The sequence below is a fragment of the Candidatus Vondammii sp. HM_W22 genome, from assembly GCF_022530855.2.
GTDB lineage: Bacteria > Pseudomonadota > Gammaproteobacteria > Chromatiales > Chromatiaceae > Vondammii.
This window is the reverse complement of the sequence record NZ_CP099567.1, coordinates 1,780,192-1,803,468: the sequence shown is the minus strand read 5'-3', so window position 1 is coordinate 1,803,468 and position 23,277 is coordinate 1,780,192. Positions and strand designations below refer to the sequence as shown.

The 23,277-nt window shown below is 48.8% G+C and carries 25 protein-coding genes and 1 pseudogene; 22 read left to right on the top strand and 4 right to left on the bottom strand.

Annotated features, from left to right (window positions below; genetic code table 11):
* Nucleotides 1-24 precede the first annotated feature (24 nt).
* Nucleotides 25-531: a protein YgfX gene (locus tag MN084_RS10060; RefSeq protein WP_241086504.1), complete on the top strand. Its 507-nt coding sequence runs from the start codon at nucleotides 25-27 to the stop codon at nucleotides 529-531.
* Here MN084_RS10060 and nadB read toward each other — a convergent pair.
* Nucleotides 516-2,132, bottom strand: a complete 1,617-nt coding sequence (nadB, locus tag MN084_RS10055; RefSeq protein WP_241086505.1) for an L-aspartate oxidase — start codon at nucleotides 2,130-2,132, stop codon at nucleotides 516-518. The two genes, MN084_RS10060 and nadB, sit on opposite strands and share 16 nt — an antisense overlap.
* A 164-nt stretch (nucleotides 2,133-2,296) precedes the next feature.
* On the opposite strand from nadB, the gene rpoE reads away from it, so the two are divergent.
* From rpoE to MN084_RS09985, 14 genes and pseudogenes are all read left to right on the top strand, one after another.
* Complete coding sequence (gene rpoE / locus MN084_RS10050; RefSeq protein WP_241086506.1) at nucleotides 2,297-2,872, top strand: RNA polymerase sigma factor RpoE; 576 nt, start codon at nucleotides 2,297-2,299, stop codon at nucleotides 2,870-2,872.
* 43 nt (nucleotides 2,873-2,915) lie between these two features.
* Nucleotides 2,916-3,491, top strand: coding sequence for a sigma-E factor negative regulatory protein (locus tag MN084_RS10045; protein WP_241086507.1), 576 nt, complete (start codon nucleotides 2,916-2,918; stop codon nucleotides 3,489-3,491).
* Between the two features lies 1 nt (nucleotide 3,492).
* Complete coding sequence (locus MN084_RS10040; RefSeq protein ID WP_330178008.1) at nucleotides 3,493-4,473, top strand: MucB/RseB C-terminal domain-containing protein; 981 nt, start codon at nucleotides 3,493-3,495, stop codon at nucleotides 4,471-4,473.
* Nucleotides 4,466-4,942 carry a SoxR reducing system RseC family protein gene (locus MN084_RS10035; RefSeq protein WP_241086510.1) on the top strand — a complete coding sequence of 159 codons (477 nt, stop codon included), beginning with the start codon at nucleotides 4,466-4,468 and terminating at the stop codon, nucleotides 4,940-4,942. The genes MN084_RS10040 and MN084_RS10035 overlap by 8 nt, the downstream gene beginning before the upstream one ends.
* A 40-nt stretch (nucleotides 4,943-4,982) precedes the next feature.
* On the top strand, nucleotides 4,983-6,428 hold the full coding sequence (locus MN084_RS10030; RefSeq protein ID WP_241086511.1) for a DegQ family serine endoprotease: 1,446 nt from the start codon (nucleotides 4,983-4,985) through the stop codon (nucleotides 6,426-6,428).
* 5 nt (nucleotides 6,429-6,433) lie between these two features.
* A complete protein-coding gene (locus MN084_RS10025; RefSeq protein ID WP_241086513.1) occupies nucleotides 6,434-6,688 on the top strand; it encodes a glutaredoxin family protein in 255 nt (84 codons plus the stop codon).
* 206 nt (nucleotides 6,689-6,894) lie between these two features.
* Nucleotides 6,895-8,700 carry a translation elongation factor 4 gene (gene lepA / locus MN084_RS10020; RefSeq protein WP_241086514.1) on the top strand — a complete coding sequence of 602 codons (1,806 nt, stop codon included), beginning with the start codon at nucleotides 6,895-6,897 and terminating at the stop codon, nucleotides 8,698-8,700.
* 39 nt (nucleotides 8,701-8,739) lie between these two features.
* Nucleotides 8,740-9,558: a signal peptidase I gene (gene lepB / locus MN084_RS10015; protein WP_241086516.1), complete on the top strand. Its 819-nt coding sequence runs from the start codon at nucleotides 8,740-8,742 to the stop codon at nucleotides 9,556-9,558.
* Between the two features lie 183 nt (nucleotides 9,559-9,741).
* Nucleotides 9,742-10,119 carry a DUF4845 domain-containing protein gene (locus MN084_RS10010; protein WP_241086517.1) on the top strand — a complete coding sequence of 126 codons (378 nt, stop codon included), beginning with the start codon at nucleotides 9,742-9,744 and terminating at the stop codon, nucleotides 10,117-10,119.
* A complete protein-coding gene (rnc, locus tag MN084_RS10005; RefSeq protein ID WP_241086518.1) occupies nucleotides 10,116-10,790 on the top strand; it encodes a ribonuclease III in 675 nt (224 codons plus the stop codon). The genes MN084_RS10010 and rnc overlap by 4 nt, the downstream gene beginning before the upstream one ends.
* Nucleotides 10,787-11,686, top strand: coding sequence for a GTPase Era (gene era / locus MN084_RS10000; RefSeq protein ID WP_241086519.1), 900 nt, complete (start codon nucleotides 10,787-10,789; stop codon nucleotides 11,684-11,686). Before rnc ends, era begins: the two co-directional genes overlap by 4 nt.
* 53 nt (nucleotides 11,687-11,739) lie before the next feature.
* Nucleotides 11,740-12,288: a DNA repair protein RecO gene (gene recO / locus MN084_RS09995; protein WP_241086520.1), complete on the top strand. Its 549-nt coding sequence runs from the start codon at nucleotides 11,740-11,742 to the stop codon at nucleotides 12,286-12,288.
* 415 nt (nucleotides 12,289-12,703) lie between these two features.
* Nucleotides 12,704-13,435: a pyridoxine 5'-phosphate synthase gene (gene pdxJ / locus MN084_RS09990; protein WP_241086521.1), complete on the top strand. Its 732-nt coding sequence runs from the start codon at nucleotides 12,704-12,706 to the stop codon at nucleotides 13,433-13,435.
* A gap of 48 nt (nucleotides 13,436-13,483) precedes the next feature.
* Nucleotides 13,484-13,753, top strand: a pseudogene (locus MN084_RS09985) (IS3 family transposase); the annotation flags it as partial.
* A 50-nt stretch (nucleotides 13,754-13,803) separates the two neighbouring features.
* On the opposite strand, the gene MN084_RS09980 reads toward MN084_RS09985, so the two are convergent.
* Together MN084_RS09980 and MN084_RS09975 are read right to left on the bottom strand one after the other, a co-directional pair.
* Nucleotides 13,804-14,838, bottom strand: coding sequence for an IS5 family transposase (locus MN084_RS09980; protein WP_330178007.1), 1,035 nt, complete (start codon nucleotides 14,836-14,838; stop codon nucleotides 13,804-13,806).
* A 124-nt stretch (nucleotides 14,839-14,962) separates the two neighbouring features.
* Nucleotides 14,963-15,265, bottom strand: a complete 303-nt coding sequence (locus tag MN084_RS09975; protein WP_241086523.1) for a hypothetical protein — start codon at nucleotides 15,263-15,265, stop codon at nucleotides 14,963-14,965.
* A 1,020-nt stretch (nucleotides 15,266-16,285) separates the two neighbouring features.
* On the opposite strand from MN084_RS09975, the gene mrcB reads away from it, so the two are divergent.
* The 5 genes from mrcB to MN084_RS09950 all read left to right on the top strand — a co-directional run bounded on the left by mrcB (nucleotide 16,286) and on the right by MN084_RS09950 (nucleotide 21,758).
* Nucleotides 16,286-18,658, top strand: coding sequence for a penicillin-binding protein 1B (gene mrcB, locus MN084_RS09970; RefSeq protein ID WP_241086524.1), 2,373 nt, complete (start codon nucleotides 16,286-16,288; stop codon nucleotides 18,656-18,658).
* A complete protein-coding gene (locus tag MN084_RS09965; protein WP_241086525.1) occupies nucleotides 18,655-19,197 on the top strand; it encodes a tetratricopeptide repeat protein in 543 nt (180 codons plus the stop codon). The genes mrcB and MN084_RS09965 overlap by 4 nt, the downstream gene beginning before the upstream one ends.
* Before the next feature lie 183 nt (nucleotides 19,198-19,380).
* Nucleotides 19,381-19,542: a hypothetical protein gene (locus MN084_RS09960; RefSeq protein WP_241086526.1), complete on the top strand. Its 162-nt coding sequence runs from the start codon at nucleotides 19,381-19,383 to the stop codon at nucleotides 19,540-19,542.
* Between the two features lie 37 nt (nucleotides 19,543-19,579).
* Entirely contained in the window at nucleotides 19,580-19,810 is a 231-nt protein-coding gene (locus tag MN084_RS09955) for a hypothetical protein (protein ID WP_241086527.1), read from the top strand.
* A 10-nt stretch (nucleotides 19,811-19,820) separates the two neighbouring features.
* Nucleotides 19,821-21,758 (top strand): ATP-dependent DNA helicase, encoded by a 1,938-nt coding sequence (locus MN084_RS09950; protein WP_241086528.1) that lies wholly within the window; start codon nucleotides 19,821-19,823, stop codon nucleotides 21,756-21,758.
* 96 nt (nucleotides 21,759-21,854) lie between these two features.
* On the opposite strand, the gene MN084_RS09945 is transcribed toward MN084_RS09950, so the two are convergent.
* The gene (locus tag MN084_RS09945) at nucleotides 21,855-22,058 is read right to left on the bottom strand and encodes a hypothetical protein (protein WP_330178006.1); all 204 of its coding nucleotides are present in this window, start codon (nucleotides 22,056-22,058) and stop codon (nucleotides 21,855-21,857) included.
* A gap of 418 nt (nucleotides 22,059-22,476) precedes the next feature.
* Here MN084_RS09945 and MN084_RS09940 point away from each other — a divergent pair, with 418 nt between their 5' ends.
* The gene (locus MN084_RS09940; protein WP_330178005.1) at nucleotides 22,477-22,920 is read left to right on the top strand and encodes a transposase; all 444 of its coding nucleotides are present in this window, start codon (nucleotides 22,477-22,479) and stop codon (nucleotides 22,918-22,920) included.
* Complete coding sequence (locus MN084_RS09935; RefSeq protein ID WP_241086530.1) at nucleotides 22,880-23,197, top strand: hypothetical protein; 318 nt, start codon at nucleotides 22,880-22,882, stop codon at nucleotides 23,195-23,197. Before MN084_RS09940 ends, MN084_RS09935 begins: the two co-directional genes overlap by 41 nt.
* The last annotated feature ends 80 nt before the right edge of the window (nucleotides 23,198-23,277 follow it).

The following is a 23,277-nucleotide window of genomic DNA, read 5'->3' as shown; positions in this document are numbered from 1 at the left end:
GGGGAATCGAATGATTATTCAAAAATGAGCGAAGAATCAGATCCTCAGCTTGATACTTCAGGGGCGACTATCCTAGCCATCACAAGGAGTGTGATGAAAAGATCGCAACAACCAATTCATCTGGCGCTTGTTCCATCACGCTATCTCGCGGTTTACATTATTCTTCTACACGGATCCGTGTTATTGGTGCTGCCGTTTATTTCAGTTCAATCAGCGATGGTTTGGATACTCGCCGCTATTGTTTTGCTGAGTTTTGTCTTCAATTGGCACACTCATCTCAATTTCAAAAGGGACCGGGCAATACAGAAGCTTGAACGAGTGCCGGATGCAACGTGGATTTTGACAGATAGACTGAAAACCTGTTACCAGGCAAAGTTGTTGAGCGGCAATTATGTTTCGCCTTGGTTGCTCGTGCTGAGGTTCAGGCTGAGCAGGCTCGGACGTCGGACCATCATCCTGTTGCCGGATAGTGCAGAGGACGATTTCCTGCGCAGATTGCGGGTGCAACTCAGATATTATTCAGGGTTATAGTTGTCTGGTATCAATATGGTCGGTCTTCGCTGGAATTTCTCATCGCGTTTTGGAAAGTCAGTAATAAAATGGAGACCTCGACTCTCTTTTCTGTTTTGCGCTGATTGAATGATAAGTCCAGCAACTTCGACTAGGTTTCTTAATTCAAGCAGATCATGGGTTACCCTGAAATTGCCGTAGTACTCGCGTATTTCATGGCTCAACAGGTTGATTCTGCGTCTGGCCCGCGCCAAGCGTTTGTTGCTGCGTACAATACCGACATAGTCCCACATAAAGCGACGCAATTCGTCCCAATTATGCGAGACCACCACCTCCTCATCTGAATCGGTTACTCGGCTCTCATCCCATGGCGGCACCTCCTGCGGAGTGGTCGTGGAGTCCAGCCTGGAAAAGATATCCGCCGCCGCCTGTTGGGCAAAAACCAGGCACTCCAGTAGGGAATTGCTTGCCATACGGTTGGCGCCGTGAAGGCCTGTATACGCAGTTTCACCAATAACGTATAGATTCGAAGTATCCGTCCTGCCGCGGGAATCGGATATGACTCCGCCACAAGTGTAGTGTGCTGCGGGCACTACCGGAATAGGGTCACGGGTGATATCTATTCCGAACTTCTTACACTTGGAGTAGATGGTTGGGAAATGCTGATGGATAAATTCAGCCGGCTTGTGGCTAATATCCAGATACAGACAGTCTGTTCCCAGCCGTTTCATTTCGTGGTCAATGGCCCTAGCCACAATATCCCGAGGTGCCAGTTCCGCGCGCTTATCAAATGCCGGCATAAAGCGAGTGCCGTCGGGAAGCAATAGCTTACCCCCCTCGCCACGCAGCGCTTCTGTAATAAGAAAGGATTTTGCGTGGGGGTGATAAAGACAAGTGGGATGGAATTGGATGAATTCCATATTCGCAACCCTGCAGCCGGCACGCCATGCCATGGCAATGCCATCTCCGGTGGAGACGTCGGGATTGCTGGTATAAAGGTAGACCTTACTCGCGCCTCCTGTTGCAAGCACAGTAAGTTTTGCCTGAAAGGTATCGACCCTTCCGGATTCGGTATCCATGATGTAAGCGCCCAAACAGCGGTTCCCCGCTGGTTTTGGATCGCCAGATAAAATCAGATCGATCGCGTTATGGTTTTCATACAGCGAAATATTCTTTCTAACCCTTATCTTCTGCTCCAGGGTGCTTTCCACTACACGACCGGTGGAGTCTGCAGCATGTATCACTCTGCGGTGGGAGTGACCGCCTTCCCGGGTCAAGTGGTGACGCGCATTGGATGCCTGCTCTTTGGTGAAACCGACGCCTTCATCCACCAGCCATTGGATATTTTCCGGGCCATGTTCGACAACAAAACGAACAGTCTCCTCGTCGCAGAGGCCACCGCCCGCATCCAGTGTGTCTTCAACATGGGCATCCAGTGAATCATCAGCGTCGAGTACGGCTGCAATTCCCCCTTGGGCGTAGTAGGTGTTACCTTCGGACAATGCCCGCTTGGAGATAACTGCAATCTGTGTTTCTTCCGGAAGGCGCAGGGCCAGACTAAGTCCGGCAGCGCCACTTCCGATAATCAGGACATCATGTTTGTAGGGATTATTTCTGGCCATCGGGGTTTACTGGAAACCTCCCTTCGAGTCATTATTCAGATACTGATAATTAGTGTAGAATCCATGCGGCATGAACCGCAAATTTTTTTAAGAACTTATTCCAGTAAAGGGTGTCAATTCAGAGTGAATATGGAAACGTGCTTGCCGACAGGGGGTCAACCCGGATGGGCGAGCGACAAGTAGATCAGGAGTTGGTTGAGCGCGTACAGCGCGGCGACAAAAAGGCTTTCGATCTGTTGGTTCTGAAATACCAGCAGCGTGTGGCTAATTTAGTCTCTCGCTATATAAGAGATCCAAGCGAGACACTTGATGTGGCCCAGGAAACGTTCATAAAAGCGTATCGGGCCCTGCCTAATTTCCGTGGTGATAGTGCATTCTACACTTGGCTCTACAGTATTGCTATCAATACAGCAAAGAATTTTCTCGTTGCCCAGGGGCGTCGGCCTCCCGGCACCGATATTGATGCTGATACTGCAGAACAACTTGATGTTGGTGTTCGACTGAAAGAGCATGCAACGCCGGAAAATCGTCTACTGGAAGCAGAACTTGCGGAGACTGTTCGGCAGGCAATTGATGATCTGCCGGAAGATCTAAGAACAGCGATTACCCTAAGGGAGCTGGAAGGATTAAGCTATGAGGAGATCGCAAACGCTATGGATTGTCCGGTTGGCACCGTAAGATCAAGAATTTTCCGGGCCAGGGCGGCCATTGACACGCGACTAAAGCCGCTATTGTCATGAAATACCACAACCCAACAAGTTTCGACGATATCGAGATACCACCATGACTGACCAAATCAATGAGCAACTTTCAGCCTTGCAGGACGATGAACTTTCGTCCAATCAACTCAATCATATTCTGAATCGAATTAAGGATGATTTGGAATTACGCAGAGCCTGGGGCAGTTATCATTTTATTGGTGATGCGCTGCGGGGAGAGGCTGTACGAATTTCGGCAGACAGTGTTGCGTACAATGTACGTGAAAGATTGAAATTTGAACCGGCAATCATTGCAACATCGGGAAGAAAGGTGTGCGGTGTTGGCTGTGGATGGGATAATCGCTGGATTCGCCCGGCAGCAGGTGCCGTACTGGCAGCTTCGGTTGCAGTAATGGCGGTATTTACCTTTCCACAATTCAGCGACATGGAGGATGGGGTCGGGCTTCAAATCGCTGCAACAGCTCCTGAAAGACCCTATCTGCGCCAGACAGGAACACGTTGGAAGAATTTGGCAAAACCGGAAGTGGAATCGAGACTGAATCGTTATTTGGTGGATCATAATGGATTCGCATCGCAAAACGGCATGAGTGGGGTTCTTCCTTATACCTCTTTTGTCAGCTACGACCCGAACCGTTGGTAATATGCCTTTTCGCCTCTTTTTTGCCGCTTTTATCATGGCGGCATCCGCTTCTGCCGCATTCTCTTCAGAATCAGAAAACCATGAAGTCCGAGAGCTGCTGAAGAAAATGGTTACGGCAGTTCATACGCTCAATTATGAAGGCACTTTTGTTTTACTCCACGGCAATCAGCTGGAGAGCATGCAGGTCATCCACACCTTGCATAATGGTGGTGAGCGAGAACGACTGATATCTCTGAATGGTGCCGCCCGTGAAGTCGTTCGTGATGACGTATCCGTCACCTGTATCACCCCGGATTCAAAATCTATTTCCATCGGTAATCGAATTGTTGGCAGAGGATTCACGGCGGTGTTTTTCATGGATTTGGATAAGCTCTCCGCTTATTATACCTTCTTTCTGCTGGGAGAGGAGAGAGTGGCCAATCGAGACACAATTGTCGTTGGTATTATTCCCAAAGATGATTATCGCTATGGTTACAGAATCTATCTGGATAAGAGCCATATCCTGCCACTGAAAACGGACATGCTTAACGCCTCCGGTAATGCTGTCTCGCAAGTCATGTTCACACACCTGAATGTTGACGATAGTGTTAAAGATCTGGCTGAAGCCGCCATTGTAGGCAAAGAAGACTACTCATGGATTCAGCAGAAACCAGTTACTTGGCTGCAGCAGGATGCACGAGAGGATGGATGGGACTTCAGTAATTTGCCAAAGGGATTCTCAGTCACCCTTCATGCCCGAAAATCCATTGAAATAGGCGGACCTGAGATTGATCATTTTGTCATTTCGGATGGTTTAGCTTCACTCTCTCTCTATGCGGAAAAAAGTATCAAAGTATCCGGATTAAGAGGTAATTCAGTCATTGGTGCGGTTAATGCTTTTGGTACTGAATATAATGGCTATCAGATTACTGTAGTAGGTGAAGTTCCCTCATTGACGGTAGAGCTCGTAGCCAGATCTCTCCGGCGACAGATCGATGATTGAAGAGACCGCTCTTGTTACAGCGACAAATGGTGAATTTGCAACGGTTGAAACTCAGCGCAGCACTACCTGTGGTGAATGTTCCTCCAAGTCGGCTTGCGGCACATCGGCATTGGTAAAAGTGATGGGCAGACGCCGGACAGTCATTCGCGTTTTAAACCCCATTGATGCCAAGCTCGGCGAGAGAGTTGTTGTCGGCCTGGAAGAAACAGCGCTCACAAAAACCTCATTTGTTTTCTACATTATGCCACTTCTTCTTTTGCTTCTCTTCTCAGTTGCGGGGGAGAGGTTTGCCGTAGCACTTAATTTTAATTCAACGGAACCTGTGACCATTTTATGCGGTCTACTGGGTCTGTCTGCAGGATTGATCTGGCTTAAGTTCTACGCTACCAGAATCAGTCGGGACAAAAGATACCAGGCAGTAATATTACGCTGCACTGATGAATTAAAAATATCTGTTGGTTTTAGTTAGCTGAATCACTAGGTGAAGATTTAACTTAAAGGAGTTTTGTATGCGCGCTTTGTTGTCAAAAAGCCATATTACCCGTGTCGGGATCGTTCTCTTGATGCTGATGGCATCAACCAGTCTCAATGCAGAGCATCTCCCGGATTTTACCGAACTGGTCACTGAAAACAGCCCATCGGTTGTCAATATCAGTACTAGGGAGCATAAATCTGTCCGCAGCCGGTTAAGAAACGACTATCGGATACCGGATTTATCTGAAGACGGCCCGTGGAATGGATTTTTTCACCACTTCTTTCGTCAACAGCCAGAGGGGCGTGAGACGCCTAAAAGGTATAACGCCCAATCCCTCGGTTCTGGCTTTATCATCTCAGAGGATGGTTATATCCTGACCAATTATCATGTGGTCAAAGGTGCAGATGAGATTTTAGTCCGCCTTAACAGCCGTCAGGAGTATCTTGCGAAAATTATTGGTATTGACAAGCGCAGTGATGTTGCCCTGCTGAAAATTGAAGCCAAGGAACTGCCTAAGGTTAAAATTCAGAAAGATGATGATTTAAAGGTCGGAGAGTGGGTCTTGGCCATTGGTTCTCCGTTTGGCTTTGATCACTCTGTCACAGCAGGCATTGTCAGTGCCAAGGGGCGTAGTCTCCCCAGCGAAAATTATGTGCCATTTATTCAGACCGATGTGGCTATCAACCCTGGTAACTCCGGTGGCCCTCTGTTCAATCTAAAAGGGGAAGTGGTAGGAATTAACTCACAAATCTACAGCCAAACAGGCGGCTTTATGGGCCTTTCATTTGCCATTCCAATCAGTATGGCGATGAATATTGCTGAGCAATTAAAAGAGAAAGGGAGCGTCAGCCGCGGTTGGCTTGGCGTACTGATCCAGGATGTTACTCGTGAGCTTGCCGACTCCTTTGGCATGAAGCATCCCCGGGGTGCCTTGATTGCCCGGGTTCTTCCCGACAGCCCGGCAGAAAAGGCAGGGCTGGTGGCCGGTGATATTATTCTCGAATACAACGGTGAACAACTGCATAGCTCCACCATGCTTCCACCGCTTGTAGGTTCCAGCCGTATTGATAGAGATGCTGATGTACTGATATTGCGCAATGGCAAACGAAAAACGATCAATGTCAGTATTGGTGAACTGCCCGAAGAAGATGAAAACATAGAGAAAGCGTCTAGGGGGTCAGGGAAAGCTGAACAGGACCTGCTTGGAATCGATGTCATTGATATCACCAGTACACTGCAGAAACAGTTCAAACTGGAGACAAGCAAAGGCGTGCTGGTAGAAAAAGTGTCATCCGGGCCGGCACAGGCCGCCGATATCCGACAAGGAGATGTCATTCAGATGATCAATTATCAGCGAGTCGATAGTGTTCAGGCGTTTGAGGCTCAACTGGAAAAATTGCCTAGAGGGAGAACTGTAGCGGTACTCGTTTTTCGCCGCTCAGGCCCGATGTTCCTTGCTCTGCAAGTACCTGAAGAGTAGTCAATTTGAGTAGCACCCGGTTATATCTCTACTACAGACAAGGCTGCCACCTCTGCGATGATATGTGGCAGCATCTGGAGCAGATTCGCGCAGACACTGCTGCGTTTGAAGTTAATCTGGTTGATATAGACAGTACCGCTGAACTGAAAACTAAATACGGCCTTTTAATTCCGGTATTGGAAGCGGGTGGCAAAGCCATCTGCAATTACTACCTGGACCCTGTGGCATTAGAGCAGCATTTAAAGCGACTTTCTGTATGAGCAATATAGGCCCGACTGTTTTAGGAGAAGCCAATCTAAGATACTATATAGGCACATTGATTTTTAATCTTTGAGATAATTTAAATAATTGGGAATTTTCTAAAAGAAAAGGTCCTTTTTTTCAATGGATTTAGAAAATATTATTAATGCTTGCTGTTAAACTAGTGCAGTGGCACGCTAAATAGCCTAATGGCAATTAAATACTGATGACCGACCTAAAGCATATACGCAACTTTTCGATCATTGCTCACATTGACCATGGTAAATCAACGATTGCCGATCGGTTTATTCAGCTGTGTGAGGGCCTCACTGCCCGTGAAATGGAGAGCCAGGTTCTCGATTCCATGGATATTGAGCGTGAGCGCGGCATCACAATTAAGGCCCAGAGTGTCACATTGCATTTCAAGGCCGCTGATGGGGAGATGTATCAACTCAACTTCATCGATACTCCGGGTCATGTTGATTTTTCCTATGAAGTGTCAAGGTCCTTGGCCGCTTGTGAAGGTGCTCTGCTGGTAGTTGATGCGGCACAGGGAGTAGAAGCGCAAAGCGTAGCCAATTGCTATACCGCTATTGAGCAGGATCTGGAAGTAATGCCGGTGCTGAATAAGGTTGATCTTCCTGCCTCTGATCCGGAAAAGGTGATTAATGAGATTGAGGAAATTATCGGTTTGGATGCGGGAAACGCACTCAGAGTCAGTGCTAAAACCGGCTTGGGTATTCCTGAACTCCTCCAGCGGTTGGTTGATGTCATTCCGCCTCCCACGGGTGACCCGGATGGCCCTTTGCAGGCACTGATCATTGATTCCTGGTTTGACCCTTATGTCGGCGTTATATCTTTGATCAGGCTGATGAATGGCTCGATCAAACCAAAGCAGAAGATGAAAATCATGTCGTCTGGGCGCTTCTTTCTGGTTGAGAAAGTGGGAGTTTTCACCCCCAAACGTGAAGATAAAAAGGTTTTAAGCGCTGGTGAAGTGGGTTTTGTCATCGCCGGGATAAAGGATATTGACGGTGCGCCGGTGGGTGATACGATCACACTGGCCGACCAGCCTGCCAAGGAGTCCCTGCTAGGCTTTAAGGAGATGCAACCAAGAGTATTTTCCGGTCTTTATCCCGTGAGCTCGGGTGACTATGAAAATTTTCGTGAAGCATTGAAGAAGCTCAAACTCAATGATGCCGCTTTGCAATTTGAGCCGGAGACTTCCCAGGCATTGGGATTTGGTTTCCGTTGCGGATTCCTGGGCATGCTTCATATGGAGATTGTTCAGGAGCGCCTTGAGCGTGAATATGACCTGGACCTCATTACCACTGCTCCAACGGTGATCTATGAGGTAGAGAAGACAGATGGTGAGATTATCATGATTGATAATCCTGCCGATCTTCCTGAGCCAAACTATATCGCTGAAGTACGGGAACCCATTATTGGGGCTCACATTCTGGTACCGCAAGAGTACTTGGGCAGTGTTATTACACTCTGCATTGAGAAACGTGGCACACAGAAAAACTTGCAATATCTTGGTGGACAGGTGCAGGTTACTTACGACTTACCGATGAATGAGGTGGTGCTCGACTTCTTTGACCGCCTTAAATCAGTCAGCAGAGGCTACGCTTCGTTTGAATATGAATTTAAACGGTTCGATGCAGCACCGCTGATCAAACTGCAAATCCTGATCAATGGTGAGAAAGTTGATGCCCTTTCTCTGATTGTTCATCGTGACCACGCCGAATCACGTGGCCGTGAATTAACCGTTAAAATGAAAGAGATTATTCCCCGCCAGATGTTCGATGTTGCCATTCAGGCGGCGATTGGGAGTAAAATTATTGCGCGCACTTCGGTTAAAGCCCTGCGAAAAAACGTGACTGCAAAGTGCTATGGTGGTGACATCACCAGAAAGCGGAAATTGTTGGAAAAGCAGAAGGCGGGTAAAAAACGTATGAAACAGGTGGGCAGTGTAGAGATTCCTCAGGAGGCATTTCTTGCGGTTCTGCGTGTTGGGAAAGATAATTAACCCAAATCAATGACGAAAATATTATGAGAATATGATGTTATGAATTTTGATTTTCCGTTCTTCCTTGTTGCTGCCACGTTTGTAACGGGCCTGATATGGCTGGTTGACAGGCTATTTTTTGCTTCGTCACGGCGTGCTGATCAGGGTGAATCAGAGCAGGTTAATGAGCCGATACTGGTGGAGTATTCCCGTTCTTTTTTCCCTGTCATACTGGCCGTACTGGTATTGCGTTCTTTCCTGGTTGAGCCGTTCAGAATACCTTCCGGCTCAATGATGCCAACCCTATTGGTTGGTGATTTCATCCTGGTGAATAAATTCACCTATGGGATACGGCTTCCGGTACTCAATAAAAAAATTATTGAGCTGGGCGAACCGAAAAGAGGTGATGTTGTGGTGTTTAAATACCCACAGAATCCTCGGGTCGACTACATTAAAAGAGTAGTGGGCGTGCCTGGAGACAAGATCTCTTATCGTAATAAAGTTGTCTATGTCAATGCTGAACCTCAGAAGCAGACACCCGTTGGAGTTTACACTGGCACGGGTAGTGGTTCAAGAGAGACCGGGGTGTTTGAAAATATGGAATCCCTGGGTGATATTGACCACTCCGTACTGATCAATCCTATGACTCCTGATTTTGGCTATGGTTGCCAAGTGTTGCAGCGGGGAGCCATCACCGTTCCGGAAGGTCACTATTTTGCTATGGGCGATAATCGAGACAACAGCAATGACAGCAGATGCTGGGGATTGGTGCCGGAAGAAAATTTAGTGGGAAAAGCATTTGGCATATGGATGAGTTGGGATTCCAACCAATCAGGATTCCCAATCGCATGGAATCGCATAGGTAATGGAATCAATTAGGGAGCCTCTGATTAATTCTGGATGGATATGATGACGAGATTGGAATCTTCAAGATCAAGGCGAGAATTGTTGGTAACACTGTATTGCTAAGCGTTTTCAGCACAGAGTCGGGAGATTTCAGCCGCCATGCATCGATTCATGAATTGATCAGAGGCTCCTTAGAAATGGAGGGAGGGGTAAGGTATGTCATATACGATAAAAAAACAGCAGGGAATGACCTTTAGCGGCGGGCTGGTGGTATTGGCGTTAATTGGCTTTTTTTCCTCGCTCGGATTAAAGACCGGGTCTATCTATCTGGAGCACTACGCGATCAAACAAGTTGTCGAGTCCCTGAAAGACGAGCCTCTGATCACACAGAAATCTGCCTCAAAGGTAAAATACATAATTATGCACAGATTGAATACCAATGGTATATATGACCTCAAGCGTGAAAATATAACAGTGAAAAAGAGTCCAGGGATTCTTGATGTTACTGTTGCCTATACCGTGCAGAAAAAAATGGTTGGAAATATCGATATCCTGGTCTCTTTCTCTGATAACGCTAAATTGGTGGCTAATTGAGAGAATCTGCAGATCGCCTGACCCAGGCAATTGGCTACGAGTTTCATAACAGTGGACTGATTGATGTTGCCCTGACTCATCGCAGTGCCGGCAGCATCAATAATGAACGCTATGAGTTTCTGGGTGATGCTATTCTCGGCTTTGTTATTGCAGATGAACTGTTTAACACCTTCCCCGAAGCAAATGAGGGTGAGTTGAGCAGACTGAGAGCCGGCTTGGTTAAACGAGACTCACTTGCAGAAATTGCACGAGGGTTGGAGCTGGGGAAATATCTCAATCTGGGTCCTGGTGAATTACGCAGTGGAGGGGAATCCCGCAGCTCCATTCTTGCCGATGCTGTTGAGGCGCTCATAGCCTCGGTCTACCTGGATAGTGGCTATAATGAATCCCGTCAGCTAATTCTCAGATTATTCAATCAGAAGCTCTCTAATCTATCGATAAATTCACAACTAAAAGATCCTAAAACCAGATTGCAGGAATATTTACAAGCTAAGAAAATGCAACTTCCAAAATACAGTATCGTTACTACAACCGGTGTGCAGCATAAGCGGACATTTACTGTCTGCTGCTATATTGATGAACTAAATCTGGAAACCTTGGGCACCGGAAGCAGCCGAAGAAATGCGGAACAGAATGCCGCTGAAATGCTGCTGGAATCGATTGAAAAGTGAGTAAGTCAATCCAGAGATGCTGCGGTTACTGCGCCATTGTTGGCAGGCCAAACGTTGGTAAATCCACGCTGCTCAACCGGCTTATTGGGCAAAAGCTGGCGATTACCTCACATAAACCACAAACCACACGACACAGTATACTCGGTGTAAAAAACCTCGATAATGGCCAGGTTATTTATGTAGATACACCTGGGATACATCAGCGTACCGATCACGCCATGAACCGTTATCTGAATCGAACGGCAAGAAGTGCGTTGGCTGATGTGGATCTGCTGCTATTTATTGTGGAGGCGCTGTGCTGGACAGAAGAAGACAAGGCTGTTCTTGAATTGATAGAAAAATTAAATACGCCAGTTATTCTGGTGGTTAATAAAATAGACACCATCAAGAAAAAAGAGTTACTTTTGCCCTTCCTGGCTAAAATTTTTCAGCTCTACGATTTTCAGGAAGTGATACCTGCATCAGCACTAAAAGGCGATAATATCCCAACCCTTGAAAATAGAGTTCTCTCTTTTCTGCCGGCAGGTGATAATTATTTTCCAGAGGACCAGCTCACTGATCGGCCTGAGCGCTTTTTTGCCGCCGAGTTTGTACGGGAACAGCTGACAAGGCGTTATGCCAAAGAGATACCCTATTCATTGACGGTGGAGATTGAGAAGTTCGTGGAGGAGAGTGAACTTTATAGAATCAGTGCCCTTATTTGGGTCGAGCGTCCTGGACAGAAAAATATTATCATCGGTAACAAGGGCGAAGCGTTGAAAGCGGTTGGCACTCAGGCACGGTTGGAGATGGAAAAACTCTTTGGGAAAAAAGTCTTTCTCCAGCTTTGGGTAAAAATCAAGAAAAGCTGGTCCAGTGATAAAGCGGCGCTGAGCCGTCTTGGATACAACGATTAACCTGCATCGATAATCAAGGGATAAGTACTGGTAATCAGTGTCTTATGTCTGAGATGGAACCGGCATTTCTTCTCCACCGCAGGCCTTACGCCAATCAGGGGGCATTGGTTGAATGCCTGACACTTCGCCATGGACGTTTTCCCGCTATTGCCAAGGGTCTGTATAGGGGAACACGCAGTTCGAACGCAGCAATACTGCAACCCTTTATACCACTGAGTCTTAAATGGAGCGGAAAAGGGGAAGTGAAATCATTACTCGGATACGAGGCGGAAGGGCATGCCATTGAATTGCATGGCAGATCACTCTATTGCGGGTTCTATATCAATGAGCTTCTTATGCGACTGCTTCAACGCCATGATCCACATGGAGAGTTATTTGGCATTTATTCCAGCACATTGTCACAATTATCTCAGACAACTTTACATGAACCCGTATTAAGATATTTTGAAATCCAATTACTTGAACAACTGGGTTATGGATTAATCCTGAACCTGGATGTAGAAAGTGAAATGCCCCTCATTTCAGATCGGGGATATTACTATCAGATAGAAAAAGGTCCAGTTCCCGCTACTAATAGGGGTGAGTGGTATAACATAGGGTAAAACTTTACTCTCGCTCAGCAACAACGCTCAGTTGGACAAGCAGGGAACAAAAGAAGCCAGAGCGTTAATGCGGCGCATATTGTCATTCTATTTGGGTAATAAACCTCTGAAAAGCAGAGAGCTATTTCAAACATCTTTTCAGAAAACCAGCTGAAGAGATAGTTTTCTAGACTCTTCCCCTCATCGAGTGGGTAGAAAAGGTAAATCACCGCGCAGCGGCTACGTCCTTGACAGGCGGTATGCACGCCAAAGACTGTCGGCATGAGGGTTTGGAGCCTCTTTTGGGATGCCGGAAATACGCAAACAGCTGATATGCCGTAGATTCTAGCCATGCTGCCCCAATCCATCATGGCTGCCGATGATAGCCCCTAGCAAAACTACTAGAACAGTTAGCTACAATCAAGTGAACTATCGTATGAAAAACCTGAATGAAATGCTTCTCGGCGTTAATATTGATCACATTGCAACTTTACGTCAGCAACGGGGAACCCGGTATCCGGAAACATTGCAGGCTGCCCTAGTAGCCGAGCAGGCAGGTGCTGATGCAATCACTATTCACCTTCGGGAAGACCGACGCCATATACAAGATCGAGATGTGGATTTACTAAGCAATACACTGCAAACCCGGATGAATCTAGAAATGGCTGCTACCGATGAAATGCTGACAATTGCCCAAAAGATCAGCCCAGAAGATTGTTGTTTAGTTCCTGAGAGCCGTGAAGAGTTGACTACAGAGGGTGGATTGAACGTCCTGACCAATCAGGAATATCTAGCTGATTATTGTATCGCTCTCGCCGAATCAAATATTCGTGTATCGCTGTTTATTGATGCTGTCCCTGAGCAGCTTGAAGCTGCAGTCGAGGTGGGCGCTCCCGTAGTCGAAGTTCACACGGGCCATTATGCTGATGCATCTGACCGCCAAAGCCGTCAGACTGAATTTGATAAAATCCGGCAAGCGGTTGAGTATGGAAATAAACTCGGGCTCCAGATCAATGCGGGCCATGGCCTCGATTATCATAACGTTTCATCCATAGCCGCTATTCAGGGAATTAAAGAACTCAACATCGGGCATTCCATCATAGCCAGAGCGCTCTTTTCCGGATTGGCTTCTGCTGTGGTGGAGATGAAAGCACTGATCAATAGATAATGAAATAACTAGCCGTCCCGAAGTATCAGGCTGAGGTCTACCGCAAGAATTGCCAAAGACCGGGTTCGTTATGGCTATCAACGCATTCATATTCTATTGCAGCGTGAAGGCTGGCGGATGAATCATAAGCGTGTGTTGCGCATCTATCGTGAGGAGGGCCTGAATCTAAGGCGCAAACGATCAAGGCGTCGAGTTGCCGCCACACACCGGATGGACAGGCCGGAGCTCTCTCATATTGATCAGTTCTGGAGTATGGATTTTGTCGCAGATCAACTGTTCAACGGGCGACGAATCAGAGCGTTAACTGTAGTCGATAATTAATGCCATGGCTTCTTCTGAGGTATTCTTCCTAGCAGGCTTTGGCGTTACTATCTGGGTGTCATTAACCTTTGATTTGCCCCGATAACCTCGATCAGCATACCCACTTTGGGTACTCGATTGATGAGACGTTTCACCTGTGCCAAGACCTCAGGTACGGTGTGACCATCAAATACATTCTTCTCAAAAGCCAGGGCACCAATCACAATGCCCGCGTCCCTTGTGGTGGTGATTGATGCCTTGGTGCCAAACTCATAACGCTGCTGGGCCTTGCCTTTGCTCATACAGTAAACATGAGGTTCATGTAGGCTGTACAACTTGTTTTTATCAGCACGCTTCTGATTCAGCATGCGCTGGTACAGGGCGAACTTTTCTGCATAGAATTTCTGTTGTTCTGCGGTCATCTTACGCTGTATTTCACGCAGTAATCGGCCGCTGATGGTCTTTAATCGCTTGACGGCCTTACGTGCCTTTTTACGATTCCTCGGATGTGTGGCAAATCGGGTGGGGAGCTTGAGACTTTTTACTTCCTTCTCATGGCTTCGACTGAGCACGATACCTTCTGCTCGGGCCATCTTGAGTAACTGCCCGTGTATCTTTCGGTACTGCTTTGCATCAGTTGGAAAGGTAATGTTTTTCTCTTGTACGGTAGTGTCGATACACATTTTATCTTCGATCGCCTTTTCTTGATGTAAGGCGATAGAGGCAGCCAGGACCTTTTCAAAACCTTCGTTGCCAATACGCTTTCTGAAGTAAGTCAGGTCGGAGGGGTCACAAGGAAGTTGCCATTGGAATTCGATCTCACCCGTAAAACTCGGGTAGTAGGGATTTTGTATCCAGCGTTGAATCAGAACCTCGTCACTGAGATCTTCCAGATGCTCGAGTATCGAGAGGCCCACCATTAGGCGGATCGGTTTTGAGGGCTTTCCAAGATGAGAATAAAGCGGGGCAAATTCAGCATCAAAATATGACCAGTCTATCTGTCTGGCCAATAGCAAAAATGGATGCTTGGGGTTCAGTTGATCCAGTAAGTTCTGGTGCAGGAAACTTTGTTGGTTGGGATTGTCTGTCTTGGGTTTGCTCAATTATCCACCTCTGTTTCGTCCAGTTTTTCTCTGCTTTTACTCCTTTCTCGGACGTTTATTTTATCAAATTTAGACGCTTATTTTATATAAATCATTGCGTTATGAATATTTCAGGGTCGACTATTTAGTGGATACGTGAGAAATTGTTCACTCCTGCGTATTTTGGGTTCCGTTGTGCCTCAATATGCAGGTGTGGCCTGCACCGGTTATTTGCACGGCGTTCCTGCTCCAGCTCCCGGTCTATATCGATCTTATTCAGATGTTGCCTGCGGTCATGGTAAGGGGAACGGTTAATGTATTGCCGTACTTCTACCTGCTTTCCGTGTAACAGGAAACCATTGAGTTGCCCCATCACTTTTTGGATTGAACTGGATGGCGAGATTTCATGGCGCTCGGTAATTCCTGTGTCCTTGTCGAGAATGCTCATGATCGAGCAGCTATTCAGTCTTGACGTTCCTAATCATGGGTAGTCCGAGCCAGCCGCGGTTTAGTTCTTTGTCAAGATTACGTATGGTTGATGGAATCAGGTGCCCTATGAAGACGCGTATATTTCCTTGCGTCATGGATGAAATCCTTGTTATCAGAACGTATCATCAGCAGGCAAAGTTATCCGACTACCCCAAAATTATAGTCGAAATGTTATATTGATTGTCAATATTGCCTCGAAGGAGTGTCAGGTGCAGCCGTTGTTAAGATTCACTTGGTTTCAAGGTGCGGGTCTCTGACTATGAGGTAATATCTCCCGGGCATTTCTAGCTTATTATCTATGCGCTTTATGCGTCATTTTTTTCTCATTGTTCCAATGCTGAGTGATGTTGCTCTCGCCGAAACTTCTAGGAAAGTGATGATGTACTGAAACAGTATCGTGAAAAGGTGGCGCAGCGCCTGATACCCTGATTTTGTTTTGCCAATGTTGGGTGGCCTCCCCAGGCCATCTCCCTGGCTACCTTCAAAGATACCCGTCTGATGGAGCTATGGGCGCTGGGTACACATCAGAGACTATCGCATCAAGGGCATGAGCGGTCATGCTGATCCGAAACTGCGTGAAGGGGACCGTCAGGTACCCGAAGGTTTCTATCGAATCGAGTGGGTTGAATCCCAATAGTGCATTTCACCTACCCACCAAGCTTGATTACCCGAATGATTTTGACCGGGAAAGAGCCTAGTTTGACCGGCGGCGTTCACTCGGAGACAATGTCTTCATTCATGGAGAGAGCGTCTACAGCGGATGTCTGGCGATGGGAAATAATGCGGTCGAAGAGGTGTTTGTTCTAACCGCGTTGCTGGGTGAAGATAAGGTGTCCGTTCTTAATATCACCGAGAGATTACAAGTTTAGACCCTATGTGCCCCTGTTGCCCGGGGTGTCGGAGTGGGCTTATGGACTCAATATGATTATCGCCGCAAATCTGAAGAAGTTTCCCCTAGAGATGAAGTAGCCCATAGCCAATGTCCAAAACCTCCAAACGATCTCGCAAATCTCCCGGGAAAAGACCGGCCGCACGCCGTTCAGGCCGCCGCAGCAGTCCCAATAAAAAAGCACGGAAAGGAGGGCGTGGCTGGCTGTTGAGGCTGTTTGCCATCGGGCTTCTGTTTTCCCTGGTTGCAGGTATCTATCTACTCTATCTCGATCACACTGTCCGCAAAAAATTTGAGGGTAAACGCTGGGCAGTACCGGCAAGAGTTTTTGGACAGCCCCTTGAACTCTATGCCGGAAAAGACCTGACACCTGAACATCTGGTCGCTGAACTGAAGAGTCTTGGATACCACAAGGTAAAGCATCCGAAAAAATCAGCCAGTTGGTCTCGAAACGGTAACCGCTTTTTATTGCGTAGCCGGGGCTTCAGTTTTCTCGATGGCGATGAACCGCCTCGCTACCTGGATATAAGGTTTCAAGCAGGACGCTTGAGTCAGATCAAGAAAGTGGCGGGAGGGGAGATTGCACTGGTCCGTCTGGGGTCTCCTGAGATTGGCAGTATCTATCCGGCCCACAACCAGGACCGGGTGCTGGTCCAGCGGAGAACTTTGCCACAACAGCTGGTTCAGGGATTGATTTCCATGGAGGATCGCTCTTTTTATCAGCACAGCGGTGTCGATCCCAAGGCGATTGCCAGAGCGGTTTGGGCCAATCTCCGGGCGGGGCGGGTGGTTCAGGGAGGGAGTACCCTGACTCAACAGCTGGTGAAGAATTTCTATTTGATCCGTGAACGAAGCCTGTGGCGCAAATTGAAAGAGGCCGCAATGGCGATGATGCTGGATGCACACTACTCAAAGGATGAGATCCTTGAGGCCTACGCCAACGAAATCTATCTGGGGCAGGATGGGCGACGTGCCGTTCACGGTTTTGGCCTAGCCAGCCACTTCTATTTTAACAGAAGCTTGGAGGAACTGGACCTGCCGAAACTTGCGCTGATGGTAGCCGTGGTACGCGGCCCCTCTTATTATGACCCTCGCCGTCACCCGAAAAGGGCGAAAAAACGGCGTAACCGGGTGCTGGATGTGATGCTCGAGCTGGGATCGATTACCCGTGCCCAGGCAAAAAATGCCAAGGCAGCTGCGTTGGGCGTTACCGACAGAAAGGGCAGCGGCCGTGGTAATTATCCTGCCTTCATGGATCTGGTCAGGCATCAGTTGCGCCGGGACTACCGCAAGGAGGATCTTACCTCGGAAGGATTGCGTATTTTTACCACCCTTGACCCCTGGGTCCAGCAGCAGGCGGAACAGGCGGTTGCTGAACGTCTGAAGAAGTTGGAGAGGCAGTATCGGTTGCCAAAGGATCAATTGCAGAGTGCTGCCGTCCTGGTGGATAGCGAAAGCGGTGAGATACGTGCTCTGGTTGGTGGGAAGAACGCCCGTTTTGCCGGTTTTAACCGGGCTCTGGATGCGCTTCGTCCCATTGGTTCGCTGGTGAAACCCGCTGTTTATCTGGCTGCCTTGATGCAGCCTGAGCGCTATACACTGATCTCTCCGTTGGATGACGGCCCGATCTCTATCCGTGTCGAAAATGGTAAAGTCTGGCGTCCCAATAATTATGATAAACAGTCCCATGGCGAGGTGCCGTTGCATCAGGCTCTGGCCAGCTCATATAATCTGGCTACGGTCAGGCTGGGCATGGAGATAGGCCTTGATCAGGTGGCTGATCTGCTCCAGAGTCTGGGTGTCAGCCGTCCGATAACCCCGGTTCCGGCTATGCTGCTGGGCGCTGTCTCCCTCACGCCTCTTGAAGTTGCCCAGCTCTACCAGACGTTTGCCGCCGGTGGATTCTATTCACCCCTGCGGGCTATTCGTGGTATTCAATCGAATGATGGCAAGCCACTCCAGCGATACCCACTGACCGTCCGTCAGGCGGTTCCCCCGGGTCCGGTTTACCTGTTGAATCGCAATCTCCAGGAGGTGGTCCGCAGTGGGACCGCCCAGCGTTTGTCTAACTATATCAACAGTGATCTCAATCTGGCCGGCAAGACGGGAACCACGGATGATCTGCGCGACAGCTGGTTTGCCGGTTTTAGTGGTGACCGGGTCGCGGTGGTCTGGGTTGGACGGGATGATAACCGCCCGGCTGGACTGACCGGCTCAAAAGGGGCACTGCAGATCTGGGGTGATATGATGCGCAGACTGCAGCCGGCACCTCTGGATCTGTTGAAACCCGAATCCGTAGAGACGGTCTGGGTTGACCCTGAATCCGGTTTTCTTGCCGATGAGGGTTGCAGCAATGCCCGGCAATATCCATTTATTGCGGGCTCTGAACCAACTACGGTATCCTCCTGTGCAGGAGTGGGAAATGGCCCGGTTCAGCGACTGTTTCGGAGTTTTTTTGAATGAGAGTAAACAATTTTTTTATCTGCATTTCAGGTTGTCTGCTGCTGGTCGGCTGTGCTGGTACCACAAAACGTCCAGTTGCCCCGGTTGCCGACGCCTCATCAGTGCAGAGGCCGGTACAGCAGCCATCATCCACTGTAACCCAGCCGGCGGATAAGGATAAAAATATCCAGATCCGGGCCTATGAACCATCGGTACCCAAGGCGGTTGCTCCTGTTCACAGTTCTGCAGTTACCTCCCTGGTCGCGCAAGCACAGCTCCTTGAGTCGGCCGGAGACCTGACGGCCGCCGTGGCGACTATTGAGCGTGCGTTGAGGATTGAGCCACGCAATGCCCATCTCTGGAACCAGTTGGCTCATCTGCGCTTTTCCCAGGGACGGATCAGTCCGGCAGCAGACCTTGCGATGAAATCCATGGCGTTGGCAGGTGGCGATATTGCATTGAAGAGAGATAATTGGCGGCTGATAGCCAGAGCACGACGCGGGGCGGGTGATGTCGCCGGTGCCAGAGTGGCTGATCGTAAGGCACGAATGCTTCATTAGCCTGGGATCAGTAATCAATCACCGATTCCAGGTTTAAACTGAAGCAGGCAGAGCGCATCGATTTAAGATATAATATGCCATGAAAGCTATTGATATATTGGGATATTTATCGGCTTAAGCATCTATGCCGCCGACAAACTGATTAGCCAGGCACGCCAGCTTGCGGCTGAATACCGAAGGACCATGGGTAAACCCCTGCCAGGTATCAGCAACGAGATTGCCTTGCATGATGCTATCCGTCTGCTTCAACTGGAGCCTGTGGAGGCGTCGGTTGGAGGCTATGACGCGGTAGACCCGGCACGGGATAATCTGCGTATTTCAGATCAAGAGCCGAACCATCTTTGACGAAAGTAAATCGGGTCAGCGTATTGGCCAGATCAAAGTGGATCAACTCTGGGATGCTGTGGTGCTGGTACTCATGGATGAAGAGTACGAACCCTATGAAATATATCAGGCGGAACGGGAAGAGTTACTGGAGTATATAGAGAAATCTAGTAGCAGCCGTGCCCGCCGTGGTGCTTTGTCCATTGCCCGTTTCAAGATTATCGGCCGACTCGCCTGGACCCGCGAAGATGGCCTGGAGCCGGAGGTCTGGGACAACCAAACTGGCTGACCCTCTGACTATGCTTGATATCCATGAAATTCTCGGCCCTGAAGGGCAGCTGGCGAGTCGTGTAACAGGCTATAGCTACCGACCCCAGCAGGAGGCGATGGCGAGCCGGGTGATGGAGACCATGGAGCAGGGAGGGGTGCTGATTTCTGAAGCCGGAACCGGCACAGGAAAGACCTTTGCCTACCTGGTGCCGGCACTGCTTTCCGGCCAGAAAGTGATCATCTCTACAGGCACGAGAAACCTTCAGGATCAGCTTTTTCACCGGGATCTTCCCCTGGTACGGGATGCATTGGCAACACCGGTAAATGTAGCGCTGTTAAAAGGCAGGGCCAACTATCTCTGTACCCATCGGATGGAGAATGCCCTGCTGGAAGGACGCCTTAATTCTCGTGAAATGGTGGATCAGCTGATGCAGGTCCAGGGTTGGGCCGGCCGAACCAAATCCGGTGATATTGCTGAACTGAACGATATACCGGAGGATTCGGGGATCTGGCCTCTGGTCACCTCAACCACAGACAACTGCCTGGGTCAGGAGTGTCCTTCACACAGTGAGTGCCACCTGGTAGAGGCAAGGCGGCGAGCTCAGGAAGCTGACCTGGTGGTGATTAATCACTACCTGCTGTGTGCCGATTTCTCGCTGAAAGAGGGTCGCTTTGGTAAGCTGCTACCGGATGCCGACTGCTTTATTGTCGATGAAGCCCATCAGTTGCCGGAGGTGGCCGGTGACTTCTTTGGAGCAACGGTGAGTGGCCGCCAGCTTCTGGAGTTGGCCCGCGATACCGAAACAGAGTATCAGAAAGAGACCGGTGATCTGAAAGAGATCCCGGAACAGACTGCCATTCTTAGCAAAGCGGTGCGAGATCTGCGATTGATGTTTGGCCTCGATATTCGGCGTGGTAGCTGGAATGAGATCAAAAATGACCAGAGTGTGATAGCTGCGCTGGCTAAAGTGAGAGAGTCACTCTCCGCTCTGGCCTCGTTGCTGGAAGTGGTGAAAGATCGCGGAAAAGGGTTGGAGAGCTGCTTTGACCGTTGTCAGGCTCTGGCCCTGGATTTGGGTAATTTCTGTGATGAGAACGAAGCGGATAGCGGTAATGTCCGCTGGTTCGAGACGTTTCGTCAGACGTTTCGCCTGAACCGGACTCCGCTGGATATATCCGAACTGTTCCAGGCTCAAATGGCATCCCGTCATGGAAGCTGGATTTTCACTTCAGCGACTCTGGCCGTGGGTGATAGTTTTACCCATTTCCAGAAACAGCTGGGTTTGTCTGATGCTCAGACTGCCTGTTGGGAGAGCCCTTTCGACTACCCCAGTCAGGCGCTCTGGTTTGTCCCCAGGGGATTGCCTGAGCCGCGCTCTCCGGAATATATACAGGCTGTGCTGGAGGTGGCTGTGCCGGTATTGAAGGCGAGCCGGGGGCGTGCATTTATGCTCTTTACCAGCCACCGGGCTCTGCGTGAGGCGGCAGCATCCTTGGAGGATCGGGTAACCTATCCACTGCTGGTTCAGGGTTCAGCCCCCAAGGGGGAGCTGTTGGAGCGTTTTCGTGAACTCGGTAATGCCGTTTTGCTGGGGACCGCCAGTTTCTGGGAGGGGGTGGATGTGCGGGGTGAGGCCCTCTCCTGTGTGATTATCGATAAACTGCCTTTTGCCTCACCAGGAGATCCGGTACTTCAGGCGCGCATCGATGCCTTGAGAAAAAAGGGTGGTAATCCTTTTATGGAGTATCAGGTGCCTCAGGCCGCTATCGCTCTGAAGCAGGGGGCAGGACGGTTGATCAGGGATGAGCAGGACCGGGGCGTTTTGGTGATCTGCGATCCGCGGCTGCTGAAAAAGAGTTACGGACATGTTTTTCTTGCCAGTATGCCGCCGATGGGGCGTACTCGGGATATTGTTGATGTTGAGCATTTTTTTGAGCAGGAAGTTTCATCCAGTGATCCAGCGTAAATCCTCAAAGATCCATACACCCTGGCAAATACATGCAGGGTGCTATTGAGAATAACTGGCTGTGCGGGCCTTACTGCTCGAGGCCATACTCTATGATCATTTGAGGAATTGGCTTAAGAACATCTTCGGAGGGTCTAGTGACTCAACAACGGTATCATAAAAGTAGGGATTTACATCATTGCTGCTCCATCTGCCCAGTGCGCGAAACTGAATTTTCAAGAGCTCATCTCTCGGATTGTGCCAGCGGATTTCCAGATCATAGGATTTGTCCACAGTGATCGCCCTTTCACTGATCAGCATGGCGTCTGCCCTAAAGCTCATTCGCCGTCGGCCATGGAGAGCGAAGCAAAGGCCGGTAGCCGTCGCACTGCTTACCCATCATGTGATAGCGCAAGGAGGGAAGCAAAGTAGTTGCCCCTGAATTATTTATAGCCACATACTAAATATGAATTAATAAGCTATTTATGATAGGGGAGCCTCTAAAAATATTTTCCAAATCAATGATAGTAGTAACTAACTCAAACAACCATTGGTAAAAGCCATGCAACCGAGTTTTTTGATCATCAGGACCGACCTGAACCCTTTGAGCAACTGGGGAGACCCGCTGCCAAAGCTGGAAAGGACCTTAGATTAGGAGGATTTTCGGGTATTGTTGGGCTCGGTTTATAAAAACAGTGATCCCAGTAAAAGTGGGCATCCACCTTACGATGCAGTACGAATGTTCAAGGTGTTGGTCCTACAGCATTTGTTCAATCTATCCGATGATCAAACAGAGTTCCAAATACGGGATCGCTATAGCTTTTGTCGTTTTCTTGGGCTGAGCTCGGAGAGTAAGGTCCCAGATGCTAAAACAGTTTGGGTATATTGTGAGCGCCTGAAAGAACGGGGCCTTTTCGATAAACTATTTTCAGAGCTGTTGATCCAGATTGATGCAGCAGGCTTCAGTGTTCGCAATAGACAGATTGTAGATGCCGCTATGGCCCCAGTACCCAAGCAGCGCAATACGCGAGAGGAAAATAGGCAGATCAAAGCTGGAGATGGCCCTGAGGCATGGGGTGATAACAAGCGCCGCTGGAAGGATGTTGAAGCCCGCTGGACCATGAAGCATGGCAAAACCCACTATGGGCACAAAAGTTACATCAGCAGCAGAAGTTCACGATAGCGAAGTCTTCGAGGAACTGCTGGATGAGAATAACAGTAATGGAAGTGCCTGGGCCGATTCTGCTTACCACAGTCATATTCATCGCAAGTCGACACGTAAACGCCCCTCGAATGAACGGGAGCAAGAGGCAAACCGAAAACGATCAAAAGTTCGGACTCGAGTTGAGCACGTGCTTGCCCAGCAGGCCAATCGATCGGTGCGTAGCATTATGATGAATTTGGTGTATAAAGTGAATTATTTCTGTCCCTTACTGAATCAATATACCAAGACCGAATAGAGGGTAATTCAATCCATATAATCGATATCAACGAAGGTGCCTGCGCGACTTACTCTGCTCTGATAGAATGCGTCTCTTCA